General features: G+C 68.2%; 16 protein-coding genes and 3 tRNA genes. 16 read left to right on the top strand and 3 right to left on the bottom strand.

Annotated elements, in window-relative coordinates; all coding sequences use genetic code 11:
• The first annotated feature begins 27 nt into the window (after positions 1-27).
• From AB8K43_RS10290 to AB8K43_RS10325, 8 genes are all read left to right on the top strand, one after another.
• Positions 28-858, top strand: coding sequence for a hypothetical protein (locus AB8K43_RS10290; RefSeq protein WP_129392815.1), 831 nt, complete (start codon positions 28-30; stop codon positions 856-858).
• Positions 855-2339 (top strand): ATP-binding protein, encoded by a 1485-nt coding sequence (locus tag AB8K43_RS10295; protein WP_370894034.1) that lies wholly within the window; start codon positions 855-857, stop codon positions 2337-2339. Before AB8K43_RS10290 ends, AB8K43_RS10295 begins: the two co-directional genes overlap by 4 nt.
• Positions 2336-2887: a hypothetical protein gene (locus AB8K43_RS10300; protein WP_370894036.1), complete on the top strand. Its 552-nt coding sequence runs from the start codon at positions 2336-2338 to the stop codon at positions 2885-2887. Before AB8K43_RS10295 ends, AB8K43_RS10300 begins: the two co-directional genes overlap by 4 nt.
• Positions 2884-4662, top strand: a complete 1779-nt coding sequence (locus AB8K43_RS10305; RefSeq protein ID WP_370894038.1) for a type IV secretory system conjugative DNA transfer family protein — start codon at positions 2884-2886, stop codon at positions 4660-4662. Before AB8K43_RS10300 ends, AB8K43_RS10305 begins: the two co-directional genes overlap by 4 nt.
• Positions 4663-4744: 82 nt before the next feature.
• Entirely contained in the window at positions 4745-5182 is a 438-nt protein-coding gene (locus AB8K43_RS10310; RefSeq protein ID WP_055345276.1) for a single-stranded DNA-binding protein, read from the top strand.
• Complete coding sequence (locus AB8K43_RS10315; RefSeq protein WP_370894041.1) at positions 5179-5757, top strand: hypothetical protein; 579 nt, start codon at positions 5179-5181, stop codon at positions 5755-5757. Before AB8K43_RS10310 ends, AB8K43_RS10315 begins: the two co-directional genes overlap by 4 nt.
• Positions 5758-5760: 3 nt before the next feature.
• Positions 5761-5967, top strand: coding sequence for a hypothetical protein (locus tag AB8K43_RS10320; RefSeq protein WP_370894043.1), 207 nt, complete (start codon positions 5761-5763; stop codon positions 5965-5967).
• Positions 5968-6144: 177 nt separating this feature from the next.
• Positions 6145-7824, top strand: a complete 1680-nt coding sequence (locus tag AB8K43_RS10325) for a recombinase family protein (protein WP_370894045.1) — start codon at positions 6145-6147, stop codon at positions 7822-7824.
• Here the strand turns inward: AB8K43_RS10325 and AB8K43_RS10330 are convergent.
• A tRNA-His gene (locus AB8K43_RS10330) sits at positions 7817-7892 on the bottom strand. The genes AB8K43_RS10325 and AB8K43_RS10330 overlap by 8 nt on opposite strands.
• Before the next feature lie 97 nt (positions 7893-7989).
• Here AB8K43_RS10330 and AB8K43_RS10335 point away from each other — a divergent pair.
• Positions 7990-8769, top strand: a complete 780-nt coding sequence (locus AB8K43_RS10335; protein ID WP_370894047.1) for a copper resistance protein CopC — start codon at positions 7990-7992, stop codon at positions 8767-8769.
• A gap of 86 nt (positions 8770-8855) precedes the next feature.
• Positions 8856-8931 (top strand) — tRNA-Lys (locus AB8K43_RS10340).
• Positions 8932-9018: 87 nt separating this feature from the next.
• On the opposite strand, the gene orn is transcribed toward AB8K43_RS10340, so the two are convergent.
• Positions 9019-9654 carry an oligoribonuclease gene (gene orn, locus AB8K43_RS10345; protein WP_370894049.1) on the bottom strand — a complete coding sequence of 212 codons (636 nt, stop codon included), beginning with the start codon at positions 9652-9654 and terminating at the stop codon, positions 9019-9021.
• Between the two features lie 89 nt (positions 9655-9743).
• On the opposite strand from orn, the gene AB8K43_RS10350 reads away from it, so the two are divergent.
• On the top strand, positions 9744-10982 hold the full coding sequence (locus tag AB8K43_RS10350) for a PrsW family intramembrane metalloprotease (RefSeq protein WP_370894051.1): 1239 nt from the start codon (positions 9744-9746) through the stop codon (positions 10980-10982).
• 104 nt (positions 10983-11086) lie between these two features.
• Here AB8K43_RS10350 and AB8K43_RS10355 read toward each other — a convergent pair whose 3' ends face one another.
• Positions 11087-11773: a 4'-phosphopantetheinyl transferase superfamily protein gene (locus tag AB8K43_RS10355; RefSeq protein ID WP_370894053.1), complete on the bottom strand. Its 687-nt coding sequence runs from the start codon at positions 11771-11773 to the stop codon at positions 11087-11089.
• 70 nt (positions 11774-11843) lie between these two features.
• Between AB8K43_RS10355 and AB8K43_RS10360 the strand changes: the two genes are divergently transcribed.
• From AB8K43_RS10360 to ettA, 5 genes are all read left to right on the top strand, one after another.
• Positions 11844-11917 (top strand) — tRNA-Arg (locus AB8K43_RS10360).
• Positions 11918-12299: 382 nt separating this feature from the next.
• Complete coding sequence (locus AB8K43_RS10365; RefSeq protein ID WP_370894055.1) at positions 12300-14012, top strand: dynamin family protein; 1713 nt, start codon at positions 12300-12302, stop codon at positions 14010-14012.
• Complete coding sequence (locus AB8K43_RS10370) at positions 14009-15658, top strand: GTPase (RefSeq protein ID WP_370894057.1); 1650 nt, start codon at positions 14009-14011, stop codon at positions 15656-15658. Before AB8K43_RS10365 ends, AB8K43_RS10370 begins: the two co-directional genes overlap by 4 nt.
• 178 nt (positions 15659-15836) lie before the next feature.
• Positions 15837-16304, top strand: a complete 468-nt coding sequence (locus AB8K43_RS10375) for a single-stranded DNA-binding protein (RefSeq protein ID WP_370894058.1) — start codon at positions 15837-15839, stop codon at positions 16302-16304.
• A 62-nt stretch (positions 16305-16366) separates the two neighbouring features.
• Positions 16367-18049, top strand: coding sequence for an energy-dependent translational throttle protein EttA (gene ettA / locus AB8K43_RS10380; RefSeq protein ID WP_370894061.1), 1683 nt, complete (start codon positions 16367-16369; stop codon positions 18047-18049).
• Position 18050: the final 1 nt, after the last annotated feature.

An 18050-nucleotide genomic window follows, 5' to 3' on the forward strand; every position in this document is an offset into this window, starting at 1 on the left:
GTCACACGACTTGCGAGGAGGCCGACCATGCCCACGTTCTTCGATTCGACTGCCGATGCCGCTGAGGCGTCCGAAGCCTTGCGCGGACTCACTCACGCGAGCCGGGGGTTCGATCAGCCAGCCGAGATGTACGGGGTGATCGGTGACCTGTCCTCGGGGATGCGGTCGCTGCGGCAGGCGCTCGACCAGATCGCTGATGTTCACGAGCGCAAGGCCGCGCACGCCTTCAACGACGCCGGCAGCCACGAGGCAGGAGTGCGGGACGCGCTCGCCACTGCGGAGGAGTTGCGTCAGGCCGCGAGTCTCGTCGACCGGGCGTATGACCGGCTCGCGGAGGGGTTCATCGCTGCGGGGCGGATCGCTTGGCATCCCGAGCCCGCCGTCGAGGAGGCCGCGCCGTCGCGGTGGGTCAGCGTGGTGTTCCTCCAGGGCGAAGAGGCCGACCGGCCATTGCGCATCCTCGGCGAGCTGGGCCATGTCGATGCGGTGGACTTCCTCGCGCAGTGGGACTACGGCGACGAGACCACGCAGGCCGCGCTGGAGAACGGATACGTCTACGACGAGCCCGGCGAGGGAACAAACGACCGGGTGGCGCTCTCGGGCGACTACGCGCTGGTCGTCAACCCGCACGTCGGCTACCTCTCGTTGCTGCGCCGCTACACCGAACCGGAGGCAGAGACCCAGGCCGCCGAACAGATCGAGCCCGAGCCGGTGCAGGGTGGGCCGGAACTGCTGGTGTCGTACTCGTCGCCGGGCGCCCCAGAGCGGGCCGACCTGCCCGCGCCGAAGCGAGACGGGTCGTGGTTCGAGCCGGCCAAGATCACGGCGGTCAAGCAGGCGCGGGGGCTGGTGCGGTGACCGAGGATCGCGCGCGGCTGCACACTGCCGTTCTGGTGGCACCGTCGAAGGAGCGGCGCAAGCTCCGCAAGCAGCGCCGCAAGGCCGAGGCGAGGCTCCACGCCGAGCAGCACAGGACCGCGATCGCCGCCGCGAAGGCGAAGGCTGAGCAGGAGCGCGCCGAGCGCCGCGCGACGATCTACCTGCCGAAGGCGGGCGAGTCCGGTGCTGCGCGGCTGCGCACCCCAGGTCGGTTTCATCTGACGCGGCATCAGGACACGTCGGCGACACTGGCGGGCGCGTACCCGTTCGTCGCCGAGGGCGGTCTCGGCGCCGACGGCGTGTTCGTCGGCCAAGACCTCTACTCGGGCTGGAGCTTCGTCTACGACCCGTGGGTGCTCTACGCACGCGGCATCATCACCGCACCCAACGTGGTGCTGGCCGGGATCGTCGGCTCCGGCAAGTCATCGCTGGCCAAGTCCCTCTACACGCGGTCGCTACCGTTCGGGCGGCGCGTGTACGTTCCCGGCGATCCAAAGGGCGAACACACCGCCGTCGCGAACGCCGTCGGAGGACGCGCCATCGTCCTCGGCCACGGCCTCAACACGCGCCTGAATCCGCTCGATGAAGGCAACCGGCCCAGTGGCCTGTCGGATGTGCAGTGGGCCTCGACGGTTGCGGCGCGGCGGCGTGACCTGATCGGTGCCCTGGCGGAGACCGTGCTCGCGCGGGGCTTGTCGCCGTTGGAGCACACCGCGATCGACATCGCCCTGACGCAGACGGTGCGGGAGAACGAGGTGCCGATCCTGCCGATGGTCGTTGACCGCATCCTCGCCCCGAGCGCGGATGCCGACGGCCGGTTGGCCGAGGACGGCAGGCTCGTCGGCCACGCGCTTCGCCGTCTCGTCGCCGGTGACCTGGCCGGGTTGTTCGATGGGCCTTCGACGGTCGCGTTCGATCCGTCGTTGCCGATGATCTCTCTCGACCTTTCGCGGGTCACCGAGAACTCGACACTCATCTCAGTCCTGATGACGTGCTCATCGGCGTGGATGGAGTCCGCGCTACTCGATCCAAACGGCGGGCAGCGGTGGGTGATCTACGACGAGGCATGGCGGCTCATGTCCCACCCGGCTCTGTTGCGGCGGATGGATGCGCACTGGCGACTCGCACGGCACTACGGGATCGCGAACATGCTGATCTTCCACAAGCTCACCGACCTCGACAACGTGGGAGACCAAGGCTCTGCCATGCGCTCGCTGGCCAACTCATTGTTGGCGAATGCGGAGACGCGGATCGTGTACCGGCAGGAGTCCGACCAGCTCGGACCGACCGCGACCGCCCTCGGCCTGACCGGTACCGAGCAGCAGCTCTTGCCGAACCTCGGCGTCGGCCAAGGCCTGTGGCGAATCAAGGCCAGGAGCTTCGTCTGCCAGCACCAGCTCCACCCCGACGAACTCGCCCTGTTCGACACCAGCAGCCGCGCCGCGGGAGGCCACCGATGAACCTCACTGGCCCGCGCCGATCCGGCCCGAACGACGACGATGCGACCGCGCCGGTCGAGTTGCCGCACGTCCTCGTCACCGTCGCCGAAGACGGCACGCTCACCGCGACGGTCGATGGAGCATCGTTTCCGTCGCCGGACGGGAGCGGGTGGACTCGGGCGACGTTCGGGCCGCTCATGGATGCCATCACCAAGGACCGCACGATCGCGGTCCGGGTCGAAGTTCGCGAGAGCGACGGCAGCGTCTTCACCGACATCCTCCGCACCCGCAAGCCCCGACGCGCGGCGGCACCGTCTGAGGCCCCGGTGCCGGAGACTCGTCGGAGTCGTCACGTCCGACGGGTGCCGCGCTTGGCGGAGGTCACCGCGGGCGGGTTCGTGCCTGGCGAGGATGTCGCCGTCGCGACGATCGCCTCCCACACCGACGCCACCGGAACCGGCGAAGCGCGGACGCTCATAGACCTCGACGACCTGCCGGACGGAAGCATGTCCGAGGTGATCTTGCTCGGACGTATCTCGGGCACGCTCGCGGTGCGGCGGTTGACATGAACCAGCGGCAGGCCGGGGGCATGGGCGACGAACTCACCAACGCCGCCCTCATTGGCCTGATCGGCATGTTCGGGATCGCTCTCGTTCTCCGCGCGGCCGGCAGCGTCGCCGCGTTCCTCGCCGGCACGCCCCAGCCCGACGCTGGCGCAGCGGCGGGGCTCGCCGTGCTGTTCAACCCCGGCGACCCTGCGACCGCGCTCGCTGCCGACGGGCTCAACCCAGTCGTCTACTGGCTCGTCAGCGCGGCGCTGCTCGGCGGACTTGCCGCCGGGATCGTCTGGGTATGGATCGTGCTGCGCCGACACACGCGGAAGACCGAGACCGACCCGCACCGACTGGCCGGGATCGCGACCAGCCACGAGGTCAAGACCGCCGCATCCGCGAAAGCGCTCCTTCACCGCGCGGCCACTCTGCGGCCCTCCTTGGAGTCGCCAGCACCGCAAGATGTCGGCTACCTCCTCGGAGCCAGTCGTGGCACAAAGGTCTGGGCATCGGTCGAAGACTCGATCCTGCTGATCGGCCCACCACGATCCGGCAAGGGCCTGCACGTCGTCGTCAACGCGATCCTCGACGCGCCCGGTGCAGTCGTCACGACCAGCACGAGGCCCGACAACCTCACCGCGACCCTCCGCGCCCGACGGCGCAAGGGTGGGCCGGTCGCGGTGTTCGACCCTCATCACCTCGCCGAGCGCATCCCCGCCGGGCTGCGCTGGTCACCCATTCGCGGCTGCGACGATCCGTTGACGGCGATGATCCGCGCCAACGGACTCGCCGCCGCCACCGGCCTCAGTGCCGGCGGGGTCGAGTCCGGCGGGTTCTGGGAGGGCAAGACCCGCACCGCACTCCAGTCGTTGCTGCACGCCGCCGCGCTCGACGGCCGCCCGCCCGCCGAACTGTTCAGGTGGACACTCGACCCCAGCGCCGCGTCCGAGGCCGTCGCGATCCTCAGCTCCCATCCGAATGCTGCGAGGGGCTGGGACGACTCCCTGGCCGCGATGATCGACGCCGACCCCAAGACCCGCGACAGCATCTGGCAAGGCGTCTCCCTCGCACTCGCCGCGCTCGCCGACCCACGCGTACTCGACGCGGTCACTCCAGGCCCGCACGAGCACTTCGACCCCGAGACCTTCCTCACCGAGCAAGGCACCCTCTACCTCCTCGCAACAGGGGCCGGAGCAGGAGCCTCCGCGTCACTGGTCGCGGCATTCGTCGAAGACCTCATCGAAACCGCCCGCCGACTCGCCGCACGCTCGCCGGGAGCCCGACTCGATCCGCCGCTGTTGCTCGCGCTCGACGAGATCGGAAACCTTGCCCCGCTACCGTCACTGCCCACGCTCATGGCCGAAGGCGGCGGCACCGGGATCACGACGATGCCCGTCTTGCAGTCCCTCGCCCAGGCTCGCGACAGGTGGAGTGAGCATCAGGCCGGCGCGATCTGGGACGCCAGCATCGTCAAGATCATCCTCGGCGGCGCATCCAACAGCCGCGACCTCCAAGACCTCTCCACCCTCATCGGTGAGCGTGACGAGTACACCGACAGCATCACCCTCGGCGACCACGGCACCCGCTCCAACCAGCGCTCGATCCGCCGCGTCCCGATCCTGCCGCCAGACCGCATCCGGACCCTGCCATTCGGCACCGGCATCACGATGCTCCGCTCCGCACCACCCATCGTCACCGATCTGCGCGCCTGGCCGACCCGGCCCGACGCCGCGCAGCTCCGCAGGAATCGCGACGAACTCGAAGCATTGCTGCGTCGTCGTCCTGCCTCCTGAGCGTGGACCTGGGCGCGCGAGCGCACCTGCCTGACACAGCGGCCACACACGGCTGGTCGCCCGAGTTCAGGAGGACGCCATCATGGCCATTCGCACCCACCAGTCCATCTCCGGTTTCGTCGCCTCGGACCCGCAGCTCAGCTACACCGAGCGCGGTGATGCTCGGCTGTACATGAAGGTCGGGATCGAGCACTACCGCAAGGAGCCCGACAACACCTTCACGCAGTTGGAGACGACCTTCCACGATCTCATCGCGTATCGCGGTGCTGCTGAGCAGGGAGCCGAGCGGCTCGCCAAGGGCGACAACATCATCGCCGACGGACGGGTGCGCGACTACTCCTACGAGCGAGGTGGCCAGCGGTACGAAGGCGAGGAGTTCATCGCGACGCGCATCGGTCACGACCTGGCCCGAACCCGCTACGAGGTGGACCGCAGCGAACGCACTTCCGGCCGCGACGCAACGGCTTTCGCCGCTCCGCAGCAGGCTGCGCCGTCCAACGCGACCGCCATCGGAATGTGAGCGACGTCGCGATGACCGATCAGTTCTTCCCTGAGCACGACGACACGCCGCCCGAGGCAGGCCCGGCATCACCTCGGTTCGATGTGCCCGAGCCGCCTCACCCGGTCAACTGGAACCTGCTGACCGCCAACGATCTCGAAGCCGAGTTGCTCGAACTGAACCGCTGGGTGGACTGGCTCCGCCACACCTACGGACTCCCCGCAAGCGTCGTACCGCCGTACTGGCACCGCCACCCCGAACTCCTCTGGGAGCTGTCCGCGCTGCACCTGCACTGGCTGTGCGCGTACGACCCGGAGCAGAACGGGTCCGCGCCGCTGGGCTGGCACCGCGACTTCGCCGACGCTCGCGCTCGCCTTCGCGATTGGGTAGCGGCGTGCGGCACTCGGCTCGACCGGGACCGCCCGACTCGCCAGACGAGCTGGCCCGGTGAAGACCCCACTCAACCCATCGAAGACTCACCGATCACGGATCGCGATGAGGACTTCGTGCGGTTCGTGATCGACATGGTGGACGCGCGCCAGGAGGCAGAAGATGCCTTCTTCGCGGGCGTCGACCCGGAGACCGGCGAGGTGTGAATCGTGGCGCGTCGCTATGAGCGGAAGACCGGTCAGCGCCAGCAGAGCGAGCGCGAGCTGACGATCCGCGCCGAGTTCCACGAGCCGCCCGACCTGGACAAGCTCTGCGAGCTGCTGATCCGCCTGGCGCTCCAGCAGTCTGGCTCGTGCCGCTCTGAAGATGCGACGCGATCGAAGCGCCCTCGTGCCACGGCGAGCACGTCGTCGTAGAATGTAGGCATCCGTCGCGGATGGCGGATGTTGTGGTCCTAGCGCTTCGCCGCCACGGCGAGGCAAAGTAAACGTGGCCGACTCGGCCTAGTCCCACAGCCTTCGGGCTCTTCTCACGATCAACATCCGCCGTCACACCGTCCGCGTCGGCAGGACCAGTGACTGTGGAGAAGAGCCATGACGATCATCGACGCGGACCGCACCGCGATAGACAGCCTCGTAGCGCCCACCCCGTTCCCCGGATCATTCGCCGTCTCGTACCTGCGGGTCTCCACGAAGGAGCAGGCGGAGAAGGGCGGCCAAGCAGAGGGCTTCTCGATCCCCGCGCAGCGCGAGGCGAACCAGCGCAAGGCCGACCAGCTCGGCGCAACGATCATCGAGGAGTTCGTCGACGCGGGCGAGTCCGCGCGCAAGGCCGACCGGCCCGAACTGATGCGGATGATCCAGTACGTCGCCAAGCACAAGACGAACTACTGCATCGTCCATAAGGTCGACCGGCTGGCCCGCAACCGTGCCGACGACGTGACCATCCACCTCGCGCTCAAGGACGCCGGCGTGACGCTGGTGTCGGCGACGGAGAACATCGACGAGACCCCATCGGGGATGCTGCTGCACGGCATCATGTCCTCGATTGCCGAGTTCTACTCCCGCAACCTTGCCACCGAGGTCGTCAAGGGTCTGTCGCAGAAGGCGGCGCAGGGCGGCACCGTGACGAAGGCACCCATCGGCTACCGCAACGTCGGCGTGCGCGACGAGTTCGGGCGGGAGGTACGCACCGTCGAGATCGACGAGGAACGAGCCCCGTTGGTGCGGTGGGCGTTCCAGGTGTTCGCATCTGGTGACTGGACGACGAGCCAGCTCCACCACGAACTCGTGGCGCGCGGCCTCACGACTGCGGCGTCGCCGCGACGACCATCCCGACCCATCGGCAAGTCGTCGGTGCATCGGATGCTGACGAACCCGTACTACAAGGGCAGCGTCCGCTACCAGGGAGTCACGTACGCGGGCGTGCACGAGGCGATCGTCCCCAACGAGGTGTGGGATCAGGTGCAGACCGTGCTCGGCACGCACCGCTCGGCAGCCGACGCGACGCAGGTGCACGAGCACTACTTGAAGGGCACCGTGTTCTGCGGGCAGTGCGGCTCGCGACTGCTGGTGTGCAACGCGAAGAGCAGTCAGGGCACGATCTACCCGTACTTCGTGTGCGCCAGCCGTCACGGAGGCAGAGGCAACTGCACCCGGCAAGCGGTGCTCATCGAGCAGGTCGAACGGCTCATCGAACGCTTCTACGCCAAGGTGCAGATCGACCCCGAAACAACCCAGGCGGTCTCGGCCATGCTCCATGCCAGGTTCGACGAGATGATGGCCGAAGGAGCCGCCGAACTCACCGACCTGGCGACACGAAGAACCCAGCTCGAAGGCGAGCAGCACAAGCTGCTCCAAGCTCACTACGCCGGAGCCATCCCGCTCGACCTGCTCAAGAAGGAGCAGGACCGGATCACAGCGTCGTTGGAGACCATCGAGCATCGGATCAACGCTCACCACGGCCACTACGCCGACGCGCGGGCGAACCTCGATGACTCGCTGAAACTGCTGTCGAACGCCGCCGACATCTACGAGCACGCCGACGACGCGAACCGCAGGCTGTGCAACCAGGCACTGTTCAGGGCGATCTACATAGACGAGGACAACGACGTCTGCGTCGGCTACCGGAACCCGTACGACGGGCTGAGCGTCCCCGGCCTCCATGCCGACGCCCTGAGCTGGGCCGCCGAGGCGAAGAAGATGGGCCAGGCGCGAACCGCGACCAAGGGCGGACCCTTGGTCGCAAGTTCACACCTGACCCGTTTGGGGTGAGTGACGGGGCTTGAACCCGCGACCCTCGCGACCACAACGCGATGCTCTACCAGCTGAGCTACACCCACCATGGCGGCCGTCATCCGGTACGGATCCGGTTGGCGGCGCGGCGACCATCGTACATCGGTGTTCGGAGTGGTCATGACCATGGGGCACCATGGGGGAGTGACTGCTTCTCTGACTCGCCCGCAGATCCCCCTTCGTGCCTGGTTTGCGGCGCTCTTTGCCGCGGCGCTGGTCGTCGCCGGACTGGTGACCGGCGCTGGACCGGCCTCTGCCCACGCCGCGCTCATCGGGGCGAGTCCGTCGAAGGGCTCGACGATTTCGGCGGTTCCTCCGGAGGTCACGCTGCGCTTCAACGAGGAGATCGGCAAGGAGTTCGCCACCGTCACGGTGAAGGGGCCAGAGGGTCAGGTCAGCACCGGTAAGGCCGAAGTGGAGGGCCCGCGGGTCTACCAGGCGATCAACCCGGAAATGGCCGAGGGGAAGTACACCGTCGCCTATCGCGTGGTGAGCAAGGACGGCCACGCGGTCAGCGGTTCGTACAACTTCACTTACGGCTCGCAGGCCGGTGAGGGTGAGAACGACGAGACGCCGACCGCGACCGCGAGCCCGGCCGATCCCACCGCGACGACCAGTCCGGGTGGGACCGAGACCACGAGCCCGGGCGGCACCACCACGACCTCAGATGGGACCGCGACGACCGAGACGCAGTCGCCGACGGCGTCGGAGTCCACCACCGCGAGTGGGGATGGCACCGACGGGGCGGCCGGCGAATCCGAGCAGTCGGAGTCCGGCGGGTTGAGCCCCGCAGCGTGGATCGGGATCGCCGTCGCCGCAGTCCTCGTGATCGCGGGGATCGGCATGGCCCTCGCGATGAGGAACCGTCGCCGACACGACGACGAGCTCTACGACGAGGACGAGGACGACGGCCGCTTCCGGTAACCCCGTCCGTCGAGGAGGGGCATGAGTGGCCCTCGGGCGGAGCGGATTTCGCACCCGTCCGCAGGTCATGTAATGTTCTTCCTCGCGCGCCATTAGCTCAATTGGCAGAGCAGCTGACTCTTAATCAGCGGGTTCGGGGTTCGAGTCCCTGATGGCGCACCACCAAACGAGAGGCGCCCCGGCAAGAGCCGGGGCGCCTCTCGTTTGTCGCGCGATGGCCCGCCTGCAGGCGCTGGCGGGCCGCTCGTCTCAGTCGCTTTGGGGGGTCACCGCATGGCGGCTCGCGACATCGCGCAGGGTGGGCGTGTCGAGACCCGGCTCGGGCCGGAAAACCGCCTCGCGGTAGTAGCGCAACTCGGCGATCGACTCGACGATGTCGGCCATCGCCCGGTGCCCGCCATGCTTCTCCGGAGCCTGGAAGTACGCCCGCGGGTACCAGCGGCGGGAGAGTTCCTTGATCGAGGAGACATCGATGATCCGGTAGTGCAGGTGTGACTCCAGCGCCGGCATGTCGCGGGCGAGGAAGCTGCGGTCGGTCGCGACGGTATTGCCCCCGAGCGGAGCCTTGCCAGGCTCGGGAACCCACTCCCGCACGTACGCGAGGACCTGCGCCTCCGCGTCGGCGAGCGTGACGCCCCCTTCCAGTTCCTCGAGCAGACCCGAGGAGGTGTGCATCTCCCGGACGAACTCACCCATCTGGGCCAACGCCTCCGCGGGCGGGCGGACGATGACGTCGATCCCGTCGCCGAGTTGGTTGAGGTCGTAATCGGTGACCAGCGCGGCCACCTCGATCAGCGCATCCTGCTCCAGGTCGAGTCCGGTCATCTCGCAATCGATCCAGACGATCCGGTCGGTCAGTTTGCGGTCGGTGGGGTTCGTCGTCACCCGCGCAAGGATATCGACCAGCGAAGGGGGTAAGCGCGCGAATGGTTCGGGCAGGCCCCATGTCGGCGCTCTCGCATAGCCTTGGCCCCATGAACTGGCCCAACGCGACACCGCCGGGGACCCATATGCCGGGGACCCACGCTCCAGGCACCGGCGGATCGTGGGGCGGCGAACGACCATACGACCCGCGCTACGCGCCCCTGCATGCCGTCCCGAACCCCACGGGCCGCCCGATGATCCGGCGATGGTTGCTCGGCGGCATCATCGTCGTCGGGTTCGCCCTGCTCGCGAGCGTCTTTGCGGCGACGTTTAACGCCAGTTTTGGGGTGCGCGTCAGCCTCTTCGCCGTCTTGCTCTCGGCGGTGCCGCTCGGGATCGTGATCCCGGTCTTCCTGTGGCTCGACCGCTTCGAGGCCGAACCCACCCGCTATCTGTTAACCGCCTTCGGCTGGGGCGCGCTCGGTGCGGCGTTCTTTGCCGGGGTCTTAAACACCACTGCCCAGATCGTCCTCGGGGCGAGCGGTGACGAGTCAGCCGCCGGGGCCGTCACCGCCGTGATCGTCGCGCCGATCACCGAGGAGTCCTTCAAGGGCCTTTTCCTCGTGCTGTTGTTGATCGTCGGCAGGCGCGAACTCAATGGGCTCACCGACGCGATCGTCTACGCCGGGATCGTGGCTGCGGGCTTCGCCTTCACCGAAAACATCCTTTATCTGGGTCAGGCGTACACAGATTTCGGCTCCGAGGCGCTGCTGCAGACCTTCGTCCTGCGGGGGATCGCCTCGCCCTTCATCCATCCGCTCTTTACGGTCATGACCGGGATCGGGATCGGGATTGCGCTGTCGACGCGTTCGATCCTGGTGCGGATCGTCGCGCCGATCACCGGGTGGTGTCTCGCTGTGCTCATGCACGGTCTGTGGAATTTGAGCGCGATCGCCGGCCCGGGCAGCTTCGCCCTCGCCTATGTCGTCGGCCTGGCGGTGCTCGTGAGTTTTATGGCCTTCGTGGTGTGGGTCCGCGCGCGCGAAGGGCGACTGATCGCCGTCCATCTGCAGCCGTACGTGGACACCGGGTGGCTCTCGGTCGGCGAAGTCGTGATGCTCTCGTCCATGCGCCAGCGCCGCGAAGCGCGTACCTGGGCCAAGTTCAACGGCGGCGAGCGCGGCTTGGAGACGATGCAGGCCTTCCAAGACACCGCGACCGAACTCGCCCTGCTCCGTGCCCGGATGCATCTGCGTTCCGCTGACCCGGCCTCGCTCGAGTGCGAACGCAGACTCCTGGACTCGATGACCGTCCGGCGCCGACAACTCGCGGGGACCTCGTTGCGCTGACCCGTGGCCCCGTTGTCGGTCGCTGCGGTGACGAAGGGGGAGCGAGGTCACGTCGCCATCCCGAGGTGAAGGGGGTGGCGACGTGACCTCCCTTCGGCGAGGAGTTAACCCTCGCCCTGCCAGATCACCTCGATCGGGCCCTCAGCGAGGACGGCGACGGCCGCGCGGTGACCTTCTGGCACGCGCTCGAGATCGCTCAGCGCGACCGCCTGCGGGGGCTCGGGGTCGGCTTGCCAATCGACGAGGGCTGCCGGTTCGAGGGGCCCGGTGACGACGACCTCGGTCGGGTCGACGACGAGACCGTGGCCGGTGGCTTTGAGGATCGCCTCTTTGCGCGCCCAGACCTGAGCGCGCGCGACAAGGAGAGCCTCGCCGGTGAGATCGGCGAACGCGTCGAGTTCACTGGCCGCGAGGGTGACCTGATCGAAGCCACCGAAGTCCGCTTCGGCGATCTCCTCCACATCCACGCCGACTTCCCCATCGGGGCTCAGCGCCACGACTGCGGCGCGGCCGGTGTAGGAGAGCGAGAAGGACCAGTCGGGTCGGTCGACGATGTGGGGCTTGCCGTGCCGATCCGAACCGCAGGTGGCGCACCGGCGCTCGAACCGAAGGCCCCGAGGATCGACCTCCAAGGTGGCGCCGATGGCGCGGCGCATGAGGGCGTGGGCGCTGATATAGGGCGAGGGTTCGCGTTTGCGATCGGCGCGCTCGACCTCGCTGGCGTCCAATACGGCAAGGAGCGAGGGGTCGTCGATGACGGGGCATGTCGTCACGACCACTCGGGCTGGCATATGACGATCATCGCAGGTCATCGCAATCACTACACTCGGGTCTCGGTCCGTGGTGTCATCTCGGGCTGTTGCCTCCGTAGCTCAGGTGGATAGAGCAAGGGCCTTCTAATCCCGAGGTCGCAGGTTCGAGTCCTGCCGGGGGCGCTCGCGATAGCGCGAGCTCGCGAGCGGTATCGCGAGCGAACCCCGGCAGAAGTAATAGGTGCTCTCGACACGCGAGCGTGCGAGCGGGTCGAGAGCACCGACGGGGGCGCACCGACGGGGGCGCAGCCAACGGCGCACCGACGGGGGCGCACAAGGGGAGCGCAGCGAGGGGAGCGCACCGACGGGCGCAGCGAGGGGAGAGCACCGACAGGTGCGAAGGTCGCCGCGAGCCGGTCGCGGCCGTACCCGCCAGTAGGTATCCAAAGGGAGGGGAGGGGGCAGTTTCACCCCCTTCAACCGGCGAAATCACCCGAGGTTTGGCACGTTATGGCCCGCGTGGCGACGGTGAGGAGCACCCGCTGGCGTAGGTAGGGTGAACAGCATGGTGATACGAACTGACGACACAGCGGAGATGCTGCGTCGCGTCACCATGCTGCGTGACGAGGTGGAGCGCTCGTCGCTGCCGCTGGAGGTGCCGTCTACGGCGGAGGCGAAGGCCAACCGTGAGGCTCTCTTGCGCCAACTCGATGACTACGTGATCCCGAGGCTGGCCTCGATCGACGCTCCACTCCTCGCCGTCGTCGGGGGGAGCACGGGCGCGGGCAAGTCCACGCTCGTCAACTCGGTCCTGCGCCGTGAGGTCAGTAAATCCGGTGTGTTGCGGCCGACGACGACCTCCCCGGTCCTGATCCACCACCCGTCGGATGCGCGCTGGTTCACGACGAACCGGGTCCTTCCGTTGCTCGCCCGCGTCACCGGCGATGTCGCCGTCAAGGCCGAACCGGGCACCGTGCGACTCACCCCGGCCGACGCCCTTCCGCCGGGGTTGGCGCTCCTCGACGCCCCGGACATCGACTCGGTCGTCTCTGCCAACCGCGAACTCGCGAACCAGTTGCTCGCCGCCGCCGATCTGTGGCTCTTCGTCACGACGGCCGCGCGGTACGCCGATGCGATTCCGTGGGATCTGCTCCGGACCGCTTCGCAGCGCGGTACCGCCGTTGCGATCGTGCTCGACCGGATCGACCGCGAGGCCGTTGATGAGGTGCGCGGCCATCTGCTCGAGATGTTGCGCGATCAGGGCCTGGAGACCTCGCCGGTGTTCACGGTCCCGGAGACGACCCTGACCGAAGGGGGTCTCATCCCGGGCGCCGATATCGCACGGCTGCGCTCCTGGCTCACCGCGCTCGCGAGCGACCAGCGGGCTCGCGGCATCGTGATCCGCCAGACGCTCGGGGGAGCCTTGCGCTCACTCGAGGAGCGGACCGACGAGCTCGTGCAGGCGGTCACCGCCCAGCAGGAGCAGACCTTCACCCTGAAGCAGATCGCGTACGCCGAGTACGACCGCGCCGAAGAGGGCGTGCGGGACGGCATGCGCGATGGTCAGCTCCTTCGCGGTGAAGTCCTCGCCCGCTGGCAGGAGTTCGTCGGGACCGGCGAGTTCTTCCGCAAGGTCGAGCAGGGCATCTCTCGCTTCCGTGACCGGGTGGCGGCCGCGGTGAAGGGGGATCCGCGCCCTTCCGCTCCGCTGGACGAGGCCCTGCACTCCGGCGTGGCCGCGATGATCGAGGCGCAGGCCAATACCGCCGCCGCGTCGGTCGCGCGCCAGTGGCGGGCCACCGAAGCCGGCCCCTACTTGCTGGAGCAGAATCCCGGCCTCACTCGGTCGTCGGGCCAGTTACGCGAAGAGGTCGAGCGCATCGTGCGCGATTGGCAGAGCGACATCTTGGACCTCGTCCGGGCCGAAGGAAGCGACCGTCGCACCAATGCACGGATCGCGGCCTACGGGGTTAACGGCATCGGCCTCTTCCTCATGCTGGTCTCGTTCGCGCACACCGGCGGCGCCCTGGTGGCCCCCGAGGCCGCGATCGCCGGCGGCACGACGGTCCTCGCGCAGAAGGTGCTCGAGGCGATCTTCGGCGATCAGGCCGTGCGCGATATGGCGAAGAAGGCCCGCAAACTGCTCGATGAACGCGTGACCGAGTTGTACGCCAACGAACGTGATCGCTACGGCCGGGCCGTCGGCGAAGTCACGGTGACCGAAGGGCAGGTGCGGCGCCTCACGCAGGCCGCCAACGCAGTGAAGGCAGCGCAGTGAGTCCCCTCATCAAAGGTCAGGCGAAGGTCAAGGCGGTCTCTGGGGAGGTCCTGGCGGCTCGGGCCGAGGCCTTGCGCGACGCCCTCTGGCAGGGCGGAGAGCAACTCGACCCACTGGCGCGCGAGCGCGCTGAGGCGGTCCTGAAGAAGGTCACCGAGCGGATCGAGCTCGTGGGCGGCCACACGGTCGTGGCTCTCGCTGGCGCCACCGGTTCCGGCAAATCGAGCCTATTTAACGCCGTCGTCGGGGCCGAGGTGGCGCGGGCGGGAGCCAAGCGCCCGATGACCTCGACGCCCACCGCCGCGATCTGGGGTGAGGAGCCGGCGAGCGAACTCCTCGACTGGCTGGGGGTGTCCAACCGGCACCGGGTCGAAGGGGGTAGCGCCTCCGATCTCGACGGTTTGGTCCTGCTGGATCTGCCCGACTTCGACTCCCGCGAAGCGGCTCACCGCGAGGAATCGCGCCGCGTGCTCGAGTTGGCCGATGTCTTCGTCTGGGTGACCGACCCGCAAAAGTACGCCGATGCGATCCTCCACGAGGACTACGTGGCGGCGCTCAATGACTACGACGCGGTCATGGTCGCCGTCCTGAACCAGGTCGACCGGCTCTCCGAAGCAGGCCGGGAGCAGTGCGCATCCGATCTCGGGAGGCTCCTTCGTGCCGACGGCATCGCGAACCCCCAGGTGATCTCGACCTCGGTGAAGGACGGGACCGGGATCGACGAACTGCACCACCGCCTGCACGTCGCGGTCTCCTCCGCCGAGGCCGCCCGGCACCGGCTGGCAGCAGACCTGACGACCACCGCGCGCGAGTTGAAGCGCTCCGTCGGTGGGACCGAGGCCGACATCGATCAGCGCTCCGAGCAGGAGTTGGTGGTGGCGTTGGCTCGCGCGGCGGGGGTGCCGACCGTGGTCGATGCCGTGCGGCGCGATTTCGTGATGGAAGCACTGGCCCAGACCGGATGGCCCTTTAGCCGATGGATGCGGGCGTTTAAGCCGGCGCCGCTCAAGCGGTTGCGCCTGGACAAGACCGGCGAGGCGCCGGACTTCACCGAGGCCGATATCCGCGCCGTGCTGGGCCGTTCCTCGCTCCCACCGCCGACCCCGGCTGCCCGGGCAGCGGTCGACCTCGCGACCCGCCGGGTCGGCGAGCAGAGCAGCGAGTGGCTCCCATCGCGCTGGGCCGATGCGGTCGCCGATGCGGCGGTTCCCTCGGCGGATGACCTCGGAGACTCTCTGGACCAGGCCGTGGTGCGCACCCCCCTTCGGGACAAGCGTCCGATGTGGTGGACCGTTGTGGGCCTCCTGCAAAATCTCTTCGCGCTCGCCGTCATCGTGGGCGCGGTCTGGCTCATCGCGGCCGCGGTGGTCGCCTGGCTGCAGTTGCCGCCGCTGCCGACGGCCAAGGTCGGCCCCTTCGCCACGCCCTTGTTGCTGGTCGCCGGTGGCCTGATCTTGGGGTTGGTGCTCGCCGCCGTGGCTCGGGCCGCCGCTCGCGCGGGAGCCAAGCGCCGCGCCGCCTTGATCGAGCGTCGACTGCACGAGTCGATCCGTGAGGTCGCCGACGAGCGGGTCTTGGACCCGGTGCGCGGGGTGCTCACCCGGCACGCCAATACCCGGCACCTGCTCGAACAAGCTCGCGGCTGACGGTCGAAAGGGCGGGCCGACGGCCGACGGGCGGCCTCCGCGGCCGTCCACAGCGCGTCACCCATGCCGGCGGCTATCCACCGAACGAGCTCCTTCGAGGGCCGCGCGCTGAGTTCCGCCCGATCCTAAAAGAGGTGATCGCGCCGCCGAGGCGCGTGATCGGGCGAAGGAGCACGCGATGTATGACACCCCCATCACGATCACGGGCAATCTCGTGGCCGACCCCGAAGCCCGCACGACGAGCAGCGGGGCGCCGATGGTGACCTTCCGGGTCGCGGTCAACGAGAGTTGGCGCCTGCCGGACGGCAGTTATCGCGAGGGGACGCCCAGCTATTACCGGGTGGCGGCCTTCCGCGCGCTCGCGATGAACGTCCACGCGTCCCTCACCAAGGGCCAGCCGGTCATCGTGAGCGGTCGTCTTCGCGTCTCGTCCTGGACCCGCGAGGACGGGTGCTCATCGGCGACGGCTGAGATCACCGCGGACACGGTCGGTCCCGATCTGCGCCGCGGTCAATGTCAGTTCACCAGGGTCCGCCACGGCGAAGCGGCCGCGCCGTCGCCGCCGTCGGATTCGGACCCTCAGCCGCCCGTGGATACGACCTCGACGGCCGCCGAGGACGAGCCGGGCAGTGGGGAGGCGGCATGACCGATCGCTGACCTTCGGGCGCGGATTCGGGCGGGACGGGGTCGCCTGGATAGCCTGCCCTCATGGCCGAGTACATCTACACCATGACCCGAGCGCGCAAGGCGCACAACGAGAAGGTCATCCTCGACGACGTCTCGATGTCTTTCTTCCCTGGCGCGAAGATCGGCATGGTCGGTCCAAACGGCGCGGGCAAGTCGACGATCCTGAAGATCATGGCCGGTCTCGACCAGCCGTCGAACGGTGAAGCGCAGCTGGCGAAGGGCGCGACGGTCGGGATCCTGCTGCAGGAGCCGCCGCTTACCGAGGACAAGACGGTCCTTGAAAACGTCCAGGAGGGCGCCGGCGAGATCAAGGCCAAGCTGGACCGCTACAACGAGATCTCCGAGCAGATGGCCGACCCGGATGCCGACTTCGACGCGCTGATGGAGGAGATGGGCAAGCTCCAGGAGGAGATCGACCACGCCGACGCCTGGGACCTCGACAACCAGCTGGAGCAGGCGATGGATGCCCTCCGCTGCCCGCCCGGGGACCTGCCCGTGACCAACCTCTCCGGTGGTGAGCGCCGCCGCGTGGCCCTGTGCAAACTGCTCCTCAGCAAGCCGGACCTTCTGCTCCTTGACGAGCCCACGAACCACCTTGACGCCGAGTCGGTGCTGTGGCTCGAGCAGCACCTCGCCGCCTACCCGGGCGCCGTCGTCGCGGTCACGCACGACCGGTACTTCATGGACAACGTCGCGCAGTGGATCGCCGAGGTCGACCGCGGCCGGCTCTACCCCTACGAGGGCAACTACTCGACCTACCTGGAGAAGAAGCAGGAGCGTCTGCAGATCCAGGGCAAGAAGGACGCCAAGCTCGCCAAGCGCCTGAAGTCCGAGCTTGAGTGGGTTCGCTCCAACGCCAAGGCCCGCCAGACGAAGTCCAAGGCCCGCCTTCAGCGCTACGAGGAGATGGCGGCCGAAGCCGACCGGACCCGCAAGCTCGACTTCGAAGAGATCCAGATCCCGCCGGGCCCGCGCCTTGGCAGCAAGGTGATCGAGGTCAAGGATCTGAGGAAGGGCTTCGATGACCGCGTCTTGATCGACAATCTGTCCTTCACCCTGCCCCGTAACGGCATCGTCGGTGTCATCGGCCCCAATGGTGTGGGTAAGACGACCCTCTTCAAGACGATCGTTGGCCTCGAAGAGCCCGACGCCGGGACCGTGGACATCGGCGAGACTGTCGAGATCTCCTATGTCGACCAGTCCCGCGGCGGCATCGATCCCGAGAAGTCGCTCTGGGAGGTCGTCTCGGACGGGCTGGACCACATCCAGGTCGGCAAGGTCGAGATCCCGAGCCGGGCCTACGTGAGCCAGTTCGGCTTCAAAGGTCCGGACCAGCAGAAGAAGGCCGGGGTCCTCTCCGGTGGTGAGCGCAACCGGCTGAACCTCGCCCTGACCCTGAAGGAAGGTGGGAACCTGCTGCTCCTCGACGAGCCGACCAACGACCTCGATGTCGAAACGCTCGGCTCGCTCGAAAACGCGCTGCTCGACTTCCCGGGCTGCGCCGTGGTCATCTCCCACGACCGGTGGTTCCTCGACCGTGTCGCGACCCACATCCTCGCCTACGAAGGCACCGAAGAGGACCCCGCGAAGTGGTACTGGTTCGAGGGCAACTTCGAGGCGTACGAGAAGAACAAGGTCGAGCGCCTCGGCGAAGAGGCGGCCCGCCCGCACCGCGTCACCTACCGCAAGCTGACGCGCGACTGAT

This window comes from Janibacter sp. GXQ6167, from assembly GCF_041365945.1.
Classification (GTDB): domain Bacteria; phylum Actinomycetota; class Actinomycetes; order Actinomycetales; family Dermatophilaceae; genus JBGFSK01.

What these genes read in the sequence shown, in the direction of transcription:
- AB8K43_RS10375 (WP_370894058.1), top strand. Translation starts at nt 15,837, where the DNA reads ATGTATGACACCCCCATCACGATCACGGGCAATCTCGTGGCCGACCCC.
- AB8K43_RS10325 (WP_370894045.1), top strand. Translation starts at nt 6,145, where the DNA reads ATGACGATCATCGACGCGGACCGCACCGCGATAGACAGCCTCGTAGCG.
- AB8K43_RS10290 (WP_129392815.1), top strand. Translation starts at nt 28, where the DNA reads ATGCCCACGTTCTTCGATTCGACTGCCGATGCCGCTGAGGCGTCCGAA.
- AB8K43_RS10305 (WP_370894038.1), top strand. Translation starts at nt 2,884, where the DNA reads ATGAACCAGCGGCAGGCCGGGGGCATGGGCGACGAACTCACCAACGCC.
- AB8K43_RS10300 (WP_370894036.1), top strand. Translation starts at nt 2,336, where the DNA reads ATGAACCTCACTGGCCCGCGCCGATCCGGCCCGAACGACGACGATGCG.
- AB8K43_RS10350 (WP_370894051.1), top strand. Translation starts at nt 9,744, where the DNA reads ATGAACTGGCCCAACGCGACACCGCCGGGGACCCATATGCCGGGGACC.
- ettA (WP_370894061.1), top strand. Translation starts at nt 16,367, where the DNA reads ATGGCCGAGTACATCTACACCATGACCCGAGCGCGCAAGGCGCACAAC.
- AB8K43_RS10355 (WP_370894053.1), bottom strand. Translation starts at nt 11,773, where the DNA reads ATGCCAGCCCGAGTGGTCGTGACGACATGCCCCGTCATCGACGACCCC.
- AB8K43_RS10365 (WP_370894055.1), top strand. Translation starts at nt 12,300, where the DNA reads ATGGTGATACGAACTGACGACACAGCGGAGATGCTGCGTCGCGTCACC.
- AB8K43_RS10310 (WP_055345276.1), top strand. Translation starts at nt 4,745, where the DNA reads ATGGCCATTCGCACCCACCAGTCCATCTCCGGTTTCGTCGCCTCGGAC.